Source organism: Egibacteraceae bacterium, assembly GCA_040905805.1.
GTDB lineage: Bacteria > Actinomycetota > Nitriliruptoria > Euzebyales > Egibacteraceae > DATLGH01.
The window spans coordinates 1-15,599 of the sequence record JBBDQS010000059.1 but is presented as its reverse complement, the minus strand read 5'-3'; the positions used below and the strand labels follow the sequence as shown (position 1 = coordinate 15,599).

14 protein-coding genes and 1 pseudogene are annotated in these 15,599 nt (G+C 67.5%); 10 read left to right on the top strand and 5 right to left on the bottom strand.

Annotated elements, in window-relative coordinates; genetic code table 11:
• The first annotated feature begins 84 nt into the window (after positions 1-84).
• From WD250_07245 to WD250_07200, 10 genes and pseudogenes are all read left to right on the top strand, one after another.
• Complete coding sequence (locus WD250_07245) at positions 85-258, top strand: hypothetical protein (protein ID MEX2619998.1); 174 nt, start codon at positions 85-87, stop codon at positions 256-258.
• A gap of 217 nt (positions 259-475) precedes the next feature.
• Positions 476-1,000 (top strand): annotated as a pseudogene (locus WD250_07240) (hypothetical protein).
• 583 nt (positions 1,001-1,583) lie between these two features.
• Positions 1,584-2,198, top strand: coding sequence for a hypothetical protein (locus WD250_07235; GenBank protein MEX2619997.1), 615 nt, complete (start codon positions 1,584-1,586; stop codon positions 2,196-2,198).
• Positions 2,199-2,426: 228 nt separating this feature from the next.
• The gene (locus tag WD250_07230) at positions 2,427-3,974 is read left to right on the top strand and encodes an exo-alpha-sialidase (GenBank protein MEX2619996.1); all 1,548 of its coding nucleotides are present in this window, start codon (positions 2,427-2,429) and stop codon (positions 3,972-3,974) included.
• Between the two features lie 185 nt (positions 3,975-4,159).
• Complete coding sequence (locus WD250_07225) at positions 4,160-4,528, top strand: hypothetical protein (GenBank protein MEX2619995.1); 369 nt, start codon at positions 4,160-4,162, stop codon at positions 4,526-4,528.
• Positions 4,529-4,536: 8 nt separating this feature from the next.
• Positions 4,537-6,015, top strand: coding sequence for a phosphatase PAP2 family protein (locus WD250_07220; protein MEX2619994.1), 1,479 nt, complete (start codon positions 4,537-4,539; stop codon positions 6,013-6,015).
• Entirely contained in the window at positions 6,012-6,818 is an 807-nt protein-coding gene (locus WD250_07215; GenBank protein MEX2619993.1) for a DM13 domain-containing protein, read from the top strand. Before WD250_07220 ends, WD250_07215 begins: the two co-directional genes overlap by 4 nt.
• 711 nt (positions 6,819-7,529) lie before the next feature.
• Positions 7,530-8,753 (top strand): SIR2 family protein, encoded by a 1,224-nt coding sequence (locus WD250_07210; GenBank protein ID MEX2619992.1) that lies wholly within the window; start codon positions 7,530-7,532, stop codon positions 8,751-8,753.
• 56 nt (positions 8,754-8,809) lie between these two features.
• Positions 8,810-10,561, top strand: a complete 1,752-nt coding sequence (locus WD250_07205) for an ATP-binding protein (protein ID MEX2619991.1) — start codon at positions 8,810-8,812, stop codon at positions 10,559-10,561.
• A gap of 1 nt (position 10,562) precedes the next feature.
• Positions 10,563-10,766, top strand: a complete 204-nt coding sequence (locus WD250_07200; protein MEX2619990.1) for a KTSC domain-containing protein — start codon at positions 10,563-10,565, stop codon at positions 10,764-10,766.
• A gap of 956 nt (positions 10,767-11,722) precedes the next feature.
• Here WD250_07200 and WD250_07195 read toward each other — a convergent pair.
• From WD250_07195 to WD250_07175, 5 genes are all read right to left on the bottom strand, one after another.
• Complete coding sequence (locus WD250_07195) at positions 11,723-12,091, bottom strand: type II toxin-antitoxin system RelE/ParE family toxin (GenBank protein MEX2619989.1); 369 nt, start codon at positions 12,089-12,091, stop codon at positions 11,723-11,725.
• Positions 12,092-12,101: 10 nt separating this feature from the next.
• Positions 12,102-12,335, bottom strand: coding sequence for a hypothetical protein (locus WD250_07190; GenBank protein MEX2619988.1), 234 nt, complete (start codon positions 12,333-12,335; stop codon positions 12,102-12,104).
• Between the two features lie 429 nt (positions 12,336-12,764).
• Positions 12,765-13,406 carry a hypothetical protein gene (locus WD250_07185; protein MEX2619987.1) on the bottom strand — a complete coding sequence of 214 codons (642 nt, stop codon included), beginning with the start codon at positions 13,404-13,406 and terminating at the stop codon, positions 12,765-12,767.
• A 142-nt stretch (positions 13,407-13,548) separates the two neighbouring features.
• A complete protein-coding gene (locus tag WD250_07180) occupies positions 13,549-14,457 on the bottom strand; it encodes a nucleotidyl transferase AbiEii/AbiGii toxin family protein (protein ID MEX2619986.1) in 909 nt (302 codons plus the stop codon).
• Positions 14,458-15,042 (bottom strand): type IV toxin-antitoxin system AbiEi family antitoxin domain-containing protein, encoded by a 585-nt coding sequence (locus WD250_07175; GenBank protein MEX2619985.1) that lies wholly within the window; start codon positions 15,040-15,042, stop codon positions 14,458-14,460.
• Positions 15,043-15,599 lie beyond the last annotated feature (557 nt).

Sequence of the window (15,599 nt, the reverse complement as noted above, 5' to 3'; positions counted from 1 at the left end):
ACGGGCACTGCCGATGGGCGGACGACACGGGGGTGGAGCGTGCACCCTGCCGGGCTCCATCAGCGCGACAGGAAGGTTCCCGCCATGATCGTCGTTCCCGATGAGCAGATCCCCGCCATGATCGTCGTTCCCGATGAGCAGATCCCCGCCGCCGACTGTGCGCTGCGCGCCGGGAAGGTGAGCTGCCCGTGCACTGGTGAGCTGCGCCCGTGGGGGTGGGCACGGCGCCGCGTGCTGCGTGCCGGCGACCGGGTGTAGGGCGACACGCAGGATGAGCGCCGGCGGGCAGTCCAACGACGCTGTGCGTGAGGACGGGCATCTGGGGAGGGTTGGCGTTGGGGGGCGGTGGCAGGCAGCGTGCCGGGCTTCCTGTCAGCGGATGCTTCGTGGAGGTGCTCGTCATGCTGCTGGTCCCTGATCGTCCCGCCCGCGCCGAGCAGGCCCTGATCGCGGTGAGCTCGCCTGTCCGGGCTGCTCGGGCGAGCTGCGCCCTTGGGGGTGGGCGCGCCACCGCATCGTGCGCGCTCGCGATCGGGTGTGTGTGCTGCGGCCCCGCCGCGCCCGCTGCCGAGCCTGCCAGGGCACGCACGTGCTGCTGCCTGTGAGCGTGCTGCTGCGCCGGGCCTATACGGTCTCGGTCATCGGCGCCGCGCTGGTGGCGGCCGCCACCGGCCAGGGGCACCGGCGCGTCGCCGCCGCGCTCGGTGTGCCCGCCGACACCGTGCGCGGCTGGCTGCGTCGCCTGCGCGGCCGCGCCGACGAGCTCGCCGCCTACTGCACCCGTGCGGTCTACCGCTTCGACGCGTCGGCGTGGCGGCTCGACCCGCCAGCGGGGTGGGCCACGCCGACCCAGGCTGCCGTGGGGCTGCTCGGCGCCGCCGCGGCCGCCTTCCAGCGCTCCGCCGGCACCTCGAAGCTGGAGCCGTGGGAGTGCGCTTGTGCAGTCACCGGCGGGCTGCTGCTGGCCAACACGACCCGCCCCTACCCGCCGCTGTGGTGAGCTGCCAGCCTGGCCGGCATGGCCAGCGCCCCCATCTGCACCCGCCCAGCTCCTAGCCACGGCTCACCCCAGCCTGGCGACGCGGGCACTCGCGCCCGTCGCAGGCCGATCACCCCTGCGCCCGCGCCTTCGCGCCACCGTCAGGGCGTCCGGTCATGTCAGCACGTCGATGCCCAGCCATTCCGACGGTGTCTGCGAGCCCCTTCTACGGCCACGGTCGCGCGGTCCCCGCACGCGCCTACCCCTCGTTCATGCTCACCGAAGGTGTCGCGAGCATCCTCATTCAGGGTGTCGCCCTACAACCGGGTGTCGTTGAACCGCGTTGACCTATCAGGCAGCACGTGGGGGCCCGCGCTTGAGCCGACAGGTCAGTCATACGGGCGTTCCCCGGGGCCGGTCACACAACAGCAACCGGGCGCGGTGTCCCTGTCCACTAACTACAGGTGTGGGGCTCATATAGCCAATATTCGGTATTGTGCCGCTGTTGCCCGGGTTGCAAAGGTGTGGGTTGTACGGGCGGCGTTGTTGGCGCTGGATCGAGTGCTGCCTCGCGATCCCTTGGAAGGGGACGACGCTCATGACGATGAGACGCAAGACGACGCTGACCGTGACGATTATGGCGATGGTGCTCGCGCTGGCCTCGACGGCGTGGACATGCACCAAGCTGGTGGACGGCACGAACGGGACCTCGAGCTCTGACGGGCCCAACATCTCGGAGGGCGACACGATCGACGGCGACAGCGTGATCGTGCACAGCATCGAGGACGAGTCGCGCTGCGACGCGGACAGCGGCACCAGTGACGAGGACCGTGAGTGTGACTACAGCTTGGGGATCGTCAACCCGACCCACTATGACAGCCCGAGCAGCGGCGGCGACGACCCGTCGCCGACGTGTCACTACGGCACGCCGCAGAGCAGTTTCGGCTCGCAGTTCGCAACGATCGCCAACCACAGCGCGGTGGACCACACCGTGAACGGGGCCGGCACCGAGACCACGGTCTCGGCTGAGGGCACGTTCGGTGACCTGAACGGCCCGAATGACTGGGAGGACGACGAGGGTGTCGACCTGGGAACCGGGGACACCTACATGTGCTTCTACAGCAGCGACTCCGACGACCAGACCTCTGCGACGCACCTCAACGGGGCGGATGACGGCGCGGCGACCGCGACCGATCCCCTGTCGTTCACCGTCGTGTAGGTCCCGAAGGCTGTGGCAGCTCGCTGCTGCACGCCGGGCCATTCGGCGGCCCGCCACCCCGGGCTGGACACGGACTTGTGCCCGGCCGGGTGGCGGGCCCTCGCCACACGCACTGGAGTCCAGGTGAGGAGCTGCACCACGGGTTCCGCGGGTTACACGCATGCGCTTGCGCGTGTGGTGGGTGGGTTGAAGCGGTTGCGTCCACGTGGAGCAGGGCTGTGTGCGGCGGTGGTCGTTGGGCTCTTCATCGGAGGTGCGGCTGCAGGGGCCGAACGTGATGGTGCCGATCGTGTCGAGGTCCTCGAGGAGATGCCGGCGTCGGGAAATGACATGCGGGCGGCGCGGGCGCAGAACTCCCCGGAGGTGGCGGTGGATCCGACGGATTCGGATGTGGTGGCGTTGGCGGTGCGCGTTGATAGGCCGGACTTCTCTTGCGGGTTGGAGTTGTCGGGGGACGGGGGACGGTTGTGGGCGCCGGTGGACCCGGTGCCGCTGTTGCCTGAAGGTGTGGACAAATGCTATGGGCCGGAAGTCGCGTTCGATTCGGACGGGACGTTGTTCTACTTGTTTGTGGGGTTGGAGGGCCCGGGCAACCGGCCGTACGGGGTCTATTTGACGTCGAGTGAGGATCGCGGCAGGAGCTGGTCGCAGCCGTGGGAAGTGCTGGGGCCAGGGAACTATCAGGTGCGGATGGTGTTGGACCGTGCCGCTGGTGGGGAGGGGCGGATGCATCTCGTGTGGCTCCGCACGTCCCAGGAGCCTGGGCTTGGCGGGTTGCCCGCGCCGCCCAACCCGATCGTTGCGAGCCATTCCGATGACCGTGGGCGCAGCTGGTCCGAGCCGGTACTGGTGTCGGATCCCGAGGGGCAGCCGCGGGCGGTCGCGCCCGCGGTGGCGTTGGGAGTGGACGGCGCGGTGCATGTGGCGTTCTACGACTTGGAGGACGACAGCCGTGACTACCGCGGTTTGGAGGGGGATACGTGGCCCGGCACGTGGTCGGTGATGCACGGGGTGTCCACGAATCGGGGCGAGACGTTCGAGGAGCCGGTGGTGGTCGACGATGGGGTCGTGCCGCCTGAGCGCGTGATGTTGATCTTCACGATGGCGCCCCCGGCGGTCGCCGCGGGCGGGGACGGTGGTGTGCACGTTGCCTGGCACGATGGCCGCAACGGCGACTGGGACGTGTTCGCAGCAGCGTCAGACGATCAGGGCGGGACGTGGGGACGGCCGGTGCGGGTCAACGACGACAGGCGCGGCAACGGTCGGCACCAACTGTTGCCGCAGGTTGGGGTGGGGCCTGACGGTCGGGTCGAGGTGGTCTTTTTTGATCGCCGCAACGACGACAGCAACGTCTACCAGCATGTGTACTACTCTCGGTCTGTCGATCAAGGTGCGACGTTCGAGCCGAATGTTCGGGTGACCAGCTTGCGCTCGACCAGTCACAACGGTGCCCGCTACGGGGTGCCCTCGGCGCGGGGACAGTACGATCTCGGCACCCGGTTGGCGTTGATCCCCGACAAGAATGCGTCGTTGGCGGCGTGGCCGGACAGTCGCGACCCCGCGCCGGGCACCGGCGGGCAGAACGTGTTCACGACCCTGATCACCCAGCCTGGCTGGGACGGTATCGACGCCGACCAGGGCAGCACCGGTGGGATCGGTGGGTGGCCGGCAGCCGTGGGCATCATCGCCGTCGCGCTTGTGGGCGTCATCGTGTGGCGCCGCCACCTCCCGTCCACTCCGCCCACGGCGACGCCTGTCGGTGGGAAGGATCGATGATCAGGATGCTGCCCCGGCACCCAAAACGCCATGGCCGGCAAGGCGGCCCCGGGACGTCGAGCCCGCGCGGTTGCTTAGGGGCATGGTGGGCAGGGCTTGCCTCGGCGCTTAGCCTGCTTGTCGCTGGGTGCACTTTCGGGGTTGGGGGCGGTGTGCCGGTGACGCCGCAGGTCGTGGACATCAGCATGGACGAGTTCGACCTGACCCTCGACAAGGCGGTGCTCGATCCCGGCAGGGTCGTGTTCGAGGTCCACAACGACGGTGACATCGACCATGAATTGACCCTGGTCGCGTTGCCCGACTGGGCACAAGGCGTGCAGGAATGGCTGGACGCCGGCAGGCACGGGGTGATCCCGATATATTCCCTCGTTGACCGAGAACCTGGGCAGCGGGGCGTGTTCGCAGCGAACTTGGGCGCCGGCCGCTATGCGCTGCTGTGCGTGATGCAGGACGGCCCCGATGAAGTACCCCATCACCGCCAGGGCATGAACGCCGATATCCGTGTCGGCCCCCAAATCCCGCCACCGAGCACCCCTTCGGCCGAGGGAAGCTGAGCGGGTCCGTGCGCTTCATTGGCCAGATCGGCGCGCATCGCAGACGTGTAGCGCTGCTGGTGGTGGTGGCGTTGGTGGCGTCGGCTTGCGGGTCGGGGGCGGCGGTGTCGGCGGAGGCGCTGCCGCCGGAGCCTGATGCGGGGGATCGGGCGCCGTGGATCCTGGCGTCGGGGGCGGAGGTGGCGGTGCCGCCGCCGCCGGAGGCGGGATCGCCCGAGGCGGAGGAGGACCTTGCCGAGCTGCGCGCCGCGGTGGCGGGGCGCACGAGCGAGGACGAGGCGCTGGTCGAGCGGTGGGACGTGGTGCCGGCCGTGGCCCCGTGGGTCGAGCGGGCCCTCGACTTCGTGGCCAACCGCACGAAGGACCCGGTGGCGGCGTCGCGCTCGTACGCGCTGGTGTCGGTGGTGATGCACGATGCCGTGGTGGCGGCCTACCACTGGAAGTACACCTACGACCGCGAGGCGCCCGAAGGTGTGGAGCCGCTGGTGGTGGCGGAGGCCGACCCGTCGTACCCGTCGGCGCACGCGGCGATCGCGGGGGCGGCGTCGACGGTGCTGGCGTTCGCGTTCCCCGAGCAGCCGGCGCTGCGCCTGGAGGAGGCTGCGGAGCAGGCGGCCCGCTCGCGGGTGCTGGCGGGGGTCGCCCGCCCCAGCGACGTGGCGGCGGGCCTGGAGCTTGGCCGGCGCGTCGGGCAGCTGGTGTTAGAGCGTGCCCAGTCCGACGTTGCGGTTGACCCGGACGTGGCCACCCGTGAGGGAGCAGCGAACTGGCAGGAGCTGCGTCCCGACACCCCCGGCTTGTGGCGTCAGCCGCCGGGATCGGTGCAGGTGCCGGTCAGCCCGCTCGCGGGCACGTGGGAGACGTGGGTGCTCGAGTCCGGGGACCAGTTCCGCCCGCCCCCACCGCCGGCGCCGGACTCCCAGGAGTTCTACGACGCCATGCTCGAGGTCTACGAGGTCGACCAGAACCTGACCGAGGAGCAGAAGGCCATCGCGAGGTTCTGGGAGGGCGGTGAGGGCACCGCGCTGCCGCCGGGCATCTGGAACGAGGTGGTGCTGGCGTTCCTGGCCGACCAGCGCTTGAGCCTGCCGCGCGCGGCGCGTGCGGTGGCGTTGCTGAACGTGGCGATGGACGACGCCGGGGTGGCGGCGTGGGGCGCCAAGTACACCTACTGGGGCGCGCGACCGGAGAACGCGATCCGGGATCTTGGCATCGACGCGGACTGGGAGCCATACCGGGACACGCCGATCTTCCCCGGCTACCCGTCCGGGCACGGCGCGTACTCCGGCGCCGCGGAGATGGTGATGTCCTACCTGTTCCCCGAGCGTGCCGACCTGTTCCGTGAGCGCGCCGAGGAGGCGTCGATCTCCCGGCTGTACGGCGGCATCCACCACGAGCCCGACAACGTCGAGGCGCTGAAGCTCGGCCGCAAGGTTGGTGCCGAGGTCGTCGAGTACGCCCAGACCGACGGGGCGGGTGAGCGGTGAGCCGGCTGCTGCGCCTCGTGACGGTCCTGGCGGTGCTGGCGCTGGTGGCGGCCGGCTGCGGCGGCTCCGAGCCTGCGGCCGACCCGCTGGCCGACCCGTTCGAGGAGGTCGAGCGGGCCACCCCTGACCCCGACGCGGAGGTGCGCTCGGCGCCGCGCTGGGAGCAGATCCTGACCCTGTCGGGCGACGGGTCGGACTCGGCGGAATTCCCGATCCCCGAGGACGCGTTGCAGTGGCGGGTGATCTACTCGTGCGAGTCAGGCGACCTGCGGGTCGAGGTCGACGCGGCCGACGAGCCGCTCGTGGACACCGCGTGCCCGGCGTCCGAGCAGGCGTTCTCGATCGACACCGGGTTCCTGGAGCTGGACATCGAGGGCTCCGGACCGTGGGAGGTGACGGTCGAGCAGCAGGTCGACAGCGTGCACGAGGAGCCGCCGCTTGACGGCATGGAAGCCGCCGAGGTGGTGGCCGAGGGCCAGTTCGCCGGTGTGGAGCGCTCCGGTGCGGGCACCGCGACGCTGTACCGCATGCCCGACGGGTCGCTGGCGTTGCGCTTCACCGACTTCCAGACGGTGGCCAGCCCCGACCTGTTCGTGTGGGTGAGCGAGCAGCCCGAACCGACCACGTCGGCGGCGGTCTTCGAGGCCGAGTACGTCGACCTCGGCGAGATCACCGCCACCCTGGGCGACCAGAACTACCGGCTGCCCGACGGGGTCACCCCCGAGCAGGTCGCCTCCATCGTCATCTGGTGCGCCCCGCTGCAGATCGCCTACGCCGCTGCGCCGATGTCCCCGACGCCCTGAGGCGCGGCGGCCGTCTCGCCGTCTCGTGGGGGGTCGCTGCAGGCGTTGCCGTAGTCAAAATGCAGTATTGCGTCTTCGACACATAGCCGACACTGTTGGCGATTGCAGGCAACGCGCAACCTTCATATGGAGCAGCGGCTCATGCGGTACCGAATCGTGTGCACCATCCAGGAACCCTCCTGGCGAGCCCATGACCATGCCGCCATCAAGGAGGTCGGAACAGGGGCTACCACGCACAGCGCCGAAACGAGGTGGACCGTCGAGCAGGTCATTTCCGCGATGGCAAACGGCCACACGTTCTACACCCAGGGTGCGCAGACGGGCCGGGAGGCGAACGTGGAAAGGATCGACTGCTCGCGCTGTGGCGCGCCCCGAATCCGTTCATCACCGGATTCCACAACCGACAACAATCTCGATTCGTTACGGCGTTGTAGTTAAAACAAAAGCTCGCTTTTGCTGACGACTGGGATCTATGCAGCACGACTAGCGGCCCTGCTGGCCGAGGAGCACGCCGCCGTATTGTTGCAGCGTCAGAGGGCGCTTTCCGTTGAGGCGACCCCGTCACACGCCAACCTTTCCGGTGGATCCCGGATGAGTCTTCACAGTCGGATCGGCCCGAAGTTGGGTGAGTCCCGCGACATGGTAGGAGCAGGTCCGACGTGCACGCAGGCTGACGAGACAAGACAAGCACGATAAGCAGGGGGGGTGCGAGTGGGTAAGCATGACCCTCAACGAGTTGTCGAGCTCCTGCAAGATCATCTCGCAGCGCACGACAAGCGGCTGCTGTTCCTCTTCGGCGCTGGCACTTCGAGCGCGGCGAATACCGCTCCTGCTGCCGCTCCCGGCGACAAGCCAGTCCACACTCCGCTGATTCCAGCACTGGGGCCGATGACGGCCACGTGTAAGGAGGGCGTTGCCGCGCTGTCGGCGGAGCATGCGGCAGCTTGGGGCGCTCTCGAAGCGGAGTGCACAGCGCTGGATCTGGAGCCGCATATCGAGAACATGCTTGGGCGAATCAGGCGCAAGATCGATGCCACCGGTGCAGGAGAGCTGGTCTTCGGTTTGACCATCGAGCAGCTTGAGGCCTTTGAAGGCGCAATTCGGACGGCAATCGTCAAGATGACCTCGCCGACGGAGTTGGACATCCCTTCTTCCCTTCCGCACGACGACTTCGCTGTCTGGGTCCGCCACGCTCGGCGGAGACATCCCGTCGAGATCTTCACCACAAACTACGACGTCCTCGTGGAGCGTTCACTGGAGTTGGCGCGCGTGCCTGTCTTCGATGGTTTCGTGGGCAGCTACGCGCCGTACTTCAGTCCGGATGCACTTGAGAGTGACGCCTGGCTGCCCGGCAATCAATGGGTGCGCCTCTGGAAGGTGCACGGATCCGTGAACTGGGAGTCGCGAGCAGGCTCAGTTGTCCGCCTGACCGGACCGTGCTCCGGTGAGATGATTCTGCCGTCACATCGCAAGTACGACGAGTCTAGAAAGCAGCCATATCTGGCGTTGCTTGATCGGCTCGCCCGAAGCATGTCCCAGGAAGGGGCCCTACTAATTTCGTGTGGGTACAGCTGGAATGACGAACACATCAACGCTGCCATCGTGGCTGCCCTAGACAGCCATCCCGCGAATCATGCCATCGCCCTCGTGCATCCGAAGCTCAGTGAAGTTCCCAACCTCTGCGATCTGGCGGCGGATCGCATGAACCTCATCGTGGCTGGACCGAGGGAAGGCATCGTGAGACGAGTACGTGCCGAGTGGGCGCTACCGCGTCCGATCGACGGGCCCACGGCGTCATTCGTCGATATCGCATTCGATAGCGATGCACGTCAGGAGGACGGCTTCATACCGATCACAGGTGTGATGCGCGTTGGAGACTTCAACTGGTTCTGCAGGTTCCTGCTGGCGATGGACTCGCCGACCGTGGGCGTGTGATGGGCCCCATTCCGCCGACCTTGGTTGGGGAGGTTCAGTCCGTCAGCGGTAGCACCGTGAGTGTCCACCTTCGCGCCGGCCTGTCCTCACTCGCGTTGGTCGGTGGTGAGTCCTATCGGGTCGGCCAGGTTGGGGCCTTTCTACGGGTTCCTCTCGGCTACTCGCATCTCTACGGCGTCTGTACCCAAGTCGGTGCGGCAGCATTGCCGCACGCCATTGTTGGCCAAGGAGAGGGAGAGATTGATGGCCGGTGGCTCACCCTTACCCTCTTCGGGGAGTCTCTGGGTGGCGAGTTCCAACGCGGAGTCAGCCAGCATCCAACGTTTGGTGATGAGGTGCATCTCGTCACCAACGACGAACTGGATCAGATCTACCGAAGCCCGGAGATCCGAGTGCCCCTCGTCATCGGAACGATCGCATCTGGCTCTGGCATCGACGCTCGGCTCGACTTGGCCAAACTGGTCACCAGGCACTCCATCGTTGTCGGTTCATCCGGAGCCGGAAAGTCCAACCTTGTCGGGGTGCTGCTCGAGTCCATCGCGACGCAGGGGTTTGGTGCAGCTCGCGTAGTCGTGCTCGACCCCCATGGCGAGTACGCGAATGCGGTCGGCGAGAGCGGCAGGGTCTTCAGTATCAGGCCGGAGAATCCAGATCAATCGCCGCTCTACGTCCCGTTCTGGGCGCTTCCGTTCGACGAGCTGATGCGGGCCACCCTCGGCGATCTCAACACCGGCCAGGACGCCGCCGTTCGTGAAGAGGTCCTGACGCTCAAGCGAGCTGCGGCCAAACAGCTTCCAACACCACCGCCTGTTGAGGCGATCTCCGCGGATTCGCCCATCCCCTTCAGCGCGAAGAAGCTCTGGTTCGACCTCGACGACTACGAGAACCGGACCTATCTCGACAATGCCAAGACCCAGGTGGCGCCCCCGCAGACCGTCGGTGACCCTGAGGCATTGATTGCGAATGTCAACCCACACCAAGCGCTCGCTGGCGGATCGCCCTTCCAGGGGCCGCGTCGTGGACTTGCACGCGGTCTCGCGTTGATGCGGAACCGTCTCCGCGATTCGCGCTATAAGTTCCTCTTTTCTCCCGGGCTTGACTTCACTCCGGCGTTGGATGGCCAGATCGAGGAAGACCTTGACGAACTTGTTGCAAGCTGGGTGGGGCACGACCGCCCCATCACGGTGATCGATCTGTCGCGTGCACCCGCTGATGTCTTGTCGCTTGTGGCGGGCACCGTTCTGAGGATCGTCTACGACGCGCTGTTCTGGGCCGCCGGATTGCCAGTAGGCGGCCTCGCACAACCGCTACTCGTGGTGCTGGAGGAGGCACACCTGTTCTTGCCGGACAGCGGGGAGAGCCATGCGCAGCGGACGGTCGCTACGGTTGCCAAGGAGGGTCGCAAGTACGGGGTTGGTCTGATGCTCGTGACTCAGCGCCCGACGGAACTCGACAGCACCGCGATCAGTCAGTGCGGCACGATGATCGCCTTGCGCCTGACAAACCAGGCCGACCGCTCGAGAGTCACCGCCACAATGCCGGATGACCTGGCGAACCTGGCTGCTCTGTTGCCATCGCTGAGGACCGGAGAGGCGCTCGTGGTTGGCGAGGCCATGCCTATCCCATCACGGGTTCGAGTCCCGGTTGCGAGGAACAAGGTCGTTGGATCCGATCCCGATCTTGCCCTCGGCTGGATCGAACTGCCGCGGCCCGCCACCGAGCACTATAAGGTCGCGCTTTCGAACTGGAGAGCGCAGACCGGCGTTGCCCTTCCCGGGGACGATGAACAAGGAGCCAACAATGCCTGACATGACCTACGTGGACTCGTCCAATCTCGAACAAGTCGGATACGACAACGACAACATGGAGCTGCATGTCATCTTTAAGGATGGTTCGTTGTACGTGTACTTGGACGTGCCAGCCCAGATCTACGAAGAACTCCTTGTCGCTCCCTCGAAGGGCAGCTACCTCAATCGTGAGGTCAAAGGCGTGTACAACTACGACAAGCGATAGAACCGCGTGCCCTGAAGCGCGCGGCATTTCCACCCAGACACCCAGGGTTGATCCGAGATACACCGATGTGAGTCGGGTGAGTTGATTCGCCGGGTGGTGAGGAGTCGTTTCGGCGGGGCGGCATGCGTGAGGCCGGGAGTGAGCGGGCCCGCGCCGGTTTTCGGGCGCTGGACCAGGCTGCCTGGCACGGGTGTCTCGTCGAGCTGCGAACGCTACGAGGTCCCCGCCTACACCCTCATGCTCGGCCCACGACCGGCCGCGTCCCGCCACGACGCCCGCGCCGCCTGGGACTAGGCATGCCTGCAGGCCGACTGCTACCTCGCCCGCCGTCTCCGCCACCTCGACACACACGAACTCATTGAACTCGACGCCCGCCAGCGCGCCATCATCGACAACCCGCCGCCCTTCGACCCCAGCGAGCTCGCACGTGCTCGTCAAGTCTTGGACGCCGGCCGAGGCGGTGATGATGGCGGGCCCGTCGCGCCGGGAGACCGCCGTCCAGGAACCCGCAGCCCGGAACAACTCCTGGTGCAGCGACTCGAGTGAGCAACCCAAGCCCACCACGACTGGCGACGCGCACCCACCGACGCCCCTGGCCGTTCGCCGCCAGATTGCCCTGGCGGGCCGATCGCAGGCGACTCCCCCGTGCCCGCCCGGGCGACCCGACGGACCGCTTCTCTCGGTGGTAGGCGGAGGCGGCAGACCCCCTCGAATCCCACCATCGGGTGGAGCGCCCGGCGGAGTGGCCGGCCGACGACGTCTACCAGGCGTACCAGGCGTCGCCTGACGCCCGCGACGAGTGGGCTGCGGCGCAGAGGTGGCCGGACGGCTTCGCGTCACGGTGGCGGCGTCGCTGCTCGATCAACCGATGGAACCCTGACGCCGAGTGGATCAAGGTCGAGGAGGTGGAAGGACGCAAGACGAGTAGCCCGCCACTCGCCCGAGGCGTCCACAGGTCACAGGTCCAGTTCCCGTCGGGCACTCCGTAAGGCGTCCACTGCCGCTGTCAAAGGTATCACCACGGGGTGATCATCCCCCATTTCTCTGATGCGCTCTTGCGTCTCCCTATAGCACTGATCGTCGCCCCGGGAGAGGACGGCCCATACCGTCGCCTCAGAGCCGTCTTCAGACATCCGATAGATGATCCGCCAATCGCGGTTCCCGAGCACTACCTTGCGCCAGCCCACAAGCGCCCGCCCAAGCGGCTGCCCCACGTCGCCGCTCTTGGACAAGTGGAGGAGTTTCTTGGCGGCCCGTCGCCGAATGTCTGGATCGAGGTTGCGGAGGTCATCGACGGCGAACGCTGTAAGGGCGACACGTACCACATCGAACCCTTCAGGCCTGCCCGAACTCGATGTCCTCCTTCAGTTCGGCCTCTAACTCAGCTCGATCGAGCCCGAGTGCCGCGAGGACATCGTCCAACCCTTCCCTAGCGCCGTCGTCGGTGGCCAGCCGTGCCGCTACGAGGACGGAGTCCCATGAGTCTTCAATCAGGCGTTGAACAGCCACGATCTGAGCAGCGGCTTCCTTCACCCCGGGTGCGGCATCTGGGTAGAGCCATCGGGCCATCCACCAGCGCAGACGAGGAAGCGGGCCCCTTGGCTTCCTGTTCTTGATCTGCAGGTAGTGGACGGCCCCGGTCCCTCCGGGCACGATGACGACATCGGCCGGTGCGCCAGCCGAGGATCCGCGGTGCTCTTCTTGGGGGGAAGACTCTAGAACTGGCATCGGAGATCCATCATGGAGGTGTCGTCGACCCCTGTCTACCCCAACTTTACCGACAGTATGGTAAGGTCGCCTATCGGGGCCATGGCGGCAACATCCACGGGCCAATGGTGACGCGCGAGACACCGCCGACCAACCATGGCGGGTCGAAAAGCCATCATTCGGCAACATCAAACGCCGGAAAGGGCGTCTCGGGCGCCGCAGCCTAGAGTCGAAGGCGTCCCGATCACAACCAGGCTCGACGCGGGCACTGTCGGCGAGCGTTCGCCCCGTTCACCGTCGACTGGCCGCGACACCCGCCTGCGGGACGTCGCCGAGCGGGCGGGCTGCTGAGCCGAGGAGCGCGGCCGGGCCTACCGGGTGGCTCGCGAGCACGTCGCCGCCGTGGAGCGCGCCGCGACCGACGTGCAGCGTCGCAACCTCGTCACCCGTCTCTGACCGGGCCGGTCTGTAGCCCCTTCGTGCACATGGTGGCGGATCGGCGAGGAGCTGCTGGCTGGACCGCAGCGTTAGGATCGTGGTATGAGCGCGTAATCCGGGATCTCCCGGATCGAGGTGCCGCGACGGCGGTTCACCGTCGGCGAGTACGAGCGGATGGGCTTGGCGGGGGTTCTCGGCGAGGATGACCGTGTGGAGCTGCTCGACGGGGAGATTGTCCGGATGTCGCCGAGCGGTCCGGTGCACGCCGCTCTCGTGGACCGGCTCAACAGGATGTTCGTCCAGCTCGCCGGTCCCGATGTCGTGGTGCGGGTGCAGAACCCGGTTCTCATCGGCTCCTACTCCGAACCGGAGCCAGATCTCGTGCTGGCATGGCCTCGTGACGACGGGTTCCTTCTCGGCCATCCACGCCCCGAGGACGTCGCGTTGCTCGTGGAGGTCGCGGACAGCTCCCTGCCCGCTGGTGCGCTTCGACATGCCCGCGGCTCCAGCGCTCAGCCCACACCTCGACGCGCCTGCGGAAACACGGGACCGGAGCGTGACGTCGAGTGGGAAGTCCCATCCGACCCGCTGCTTCGGTGGCCTGAAGGTCATGGGGCCTACGAGCCGGTCAAGGGCGTCACGCCCACTGCCATGCATGCGGCTGCCAGGAGGCGCCTGCGTCGGCAGCGACTCCGGTCAGGATAGGACTCCAGAACCGCTGCACCGCAACGAAAGCGTCGCGCAGGTCGCCCCATTGCAGCGGATAGTCGGTGATGAACGCCTTCCAGGGCTCGGCCCAGTCCGGCGGAGGCTCCAACAGCGTGGGTGGCCAGTCAGTGGCGCGAATCTGGAAGGTCTGCCGGACCGCAGCGGTGAGCGTGGGGCCGCTGGGCAGCTGCACCTGGCTTGCGATCACCAACATGTCGAAGAGGTCCTTCGCGCGGCTGCTGGACTCGTCCTCGTACAGGCGTGTGTAGGCATGAAGCTTCTCCGCCAGCTGCTGCGCTGGCGTCACCATGCGGATCTCCACGTGCGGCTCGCTGACGAACTCGAAGGGGTTGCGCTGAACCCTTACCAACTCGAGAGGCCGTGGATCCTGCGGCCCGACGACATTCACGTCCAGGCTGAGCTGCTCGAAGATGCGCCCGTCGAGTTTGATGATCACGGGGTAGCGCAGCGCCCCCTCCTCACCCTCGCCCACCAGCGGGCGCCCGTCGCCAATCTCACAGGTGAACCAGTCGTCCAGGTCGAGGTCGGTGACCGCCGACAGCGTCTCCTCCAGCTCCTGGCGGGTCGCGCGCCAGTTGGCGTCGGCGTCCTTGGTGCCGCGCAGCTGGATGCCGACCCTGGCGATCAGCGCGAGCCCGCCCTTGAGCGCCCAGGTGTCGGGGGCGGCGTGGCGCAGCCTGGCGAGCAGGCGGTTGAAGGCGGCTTCCTTGCGGAGGCGGCTGAGCGGCAGCGCCGACGCTTGCGCCTCAGCTCGCAGCCGTTGCTCCAGGGCAGCGCGGAACGCCGCCGGCGTCCGGTAGCGCTGGCGCGCGCTCATCTACTCGTCCACCAGCGCACCGACGACCAGCGGCGCGAGCTCGGGAGTGTCACGGACGATCTTGCGCAGCTGGCGGCGGTTCAAGGCGCCTTGTGCGATCGCCTGCTCGACCGCCTGCTGCACCAGTGCGGGGTCACTGGAGGTGGCGACGTCCTGCAAGGTGCGGGCGATCGTGGTCACGGGAACGCCGTCGCGCGTCTCGCGGTCCTCGTCGGGCAGGGGCGCATGATGGACGACCACGCCGGTTTGGCTGCCACGGAAGGGCCGAGCAACGGTCAGGTGGATGCTGGCGGGCATCGCGTCGGAGACGCCGTGGACAGCCAGGGCGGTCTCGTGGCTCGCGGCGCTGGCCGGTCCCGCCCACAGGCAGGCGGCGGCGACGTCCTCGAACGGGTGGGTGGGGAAGTCCCGCAGCCGGTAGATGCCGTAGCGCACCCGCTCGATGTCCCCGCGGCGGGCACGGCCCGACAGGACACGGCGTGACACGCCCGCGCCGACGGCCTGTGCGGTCGTGAAGTAGCCTGCTTGTGGTTCAGCCAGCTGGTAGAGCGTCCGCATCGTCTGGGTCATGAGCTGCACCTGCATGGTAACATCCGTGTGAGTCTGTCCATCTTGACTCGCTCCAATATTACGCTCCAGGTAACTTTCCCACAAGCCCGGCTTCGAGTGCCGGCCCTGCCCGTCGAGGAGCGCGCTGCCGGGCTTGAGGCCACGGTGGCCACGCCGCGCTCGTGGGTGTACGCCAACGCCGCCGCGATGTCTGTCCCGAGCGTGCGGGCGCGCTCCGACTCCGGAGGCTCCGTCCTGGACCAGGTCGGCCAGCGAGCGGCCCTGGAGGTACGGTCGGCTACCCGCAAGACGCGTGTCGTCGCGTCGCCCCTGCTTCCGCCGCGAGCGGGCATGACGCTGGTATCAGTCGTGATACCATCTGCGTATGGCCATGACCTTGCGGCTGGACGATCAGGAAGTCGAAGCACTCCGGCGCCGCGCAGCGCGGGAGGGTCGCTCCATGCAAGAGGTGGCACGCCAGGCGGTGCGCGAGTACGTCGAACGGACGAGCCGACGCGAGCTGCTGGACGAGGTGCTCGACGAGGTGCTCGACGGGGAGCTGCCTCGATACGCCGAGGCACTCGAGCGTCTCG

Coding starts and splice junctions, on each gene's coding strand:
- WD250_07180 (MEX2619986.1), bottom strand. CDS start 14,457: ATGAGCGCGCGCCAGCGCTACCGGACGCCGGCGGCGTTCCGCGCTGCC.
- WD250_07235 (MEX2619997.1), top strand. CDS start 1,584: ATGAGACGCAAGACGACGCTGACCGTGACGATTATGGCGATGGTGCTC.
- WD250_07245 (MEX2619998.1), top strand. CDS start 85: ATGATCGTCGTTCCCGATGAGCAGATCCCCGCCATGATCGTCGTTCCC.
- WD250_07200 (MEX2619990.1), top strand. CDS start 10,563: ATGACCTACGTGGACTCGTCCAATCTCGAACAAGTCGGATACGACAAC.
- WD250_07185 (MEX2619987.1), bottom strand. CDS start 13,406: ATGTCGAAGCGCACCAGCGGGCAGGGAGCTGTCCGCGACCTCCACGAG.
- WD250_07175 (MEX2619985.1), bottom strand. CDS start 15,042: ATGCAGGTGCAGCTCATGACCCAGACGATGCGGACGCTCTACCAGCTG.
- WD250_07225 (MEX2619995.1), top strand. CDS start 4,160: ATGGACGAGTTCGACCTGACCCTCGACAAGGCGGTGCTCGATCCCGGC.
- WD250_07190 (MEX2619988.1), bottom strand. CDS start 12,335: ATGGCCCGATGGCTCTACCCAGATGCCGCACCCGGGGTGAAGGAAGCC.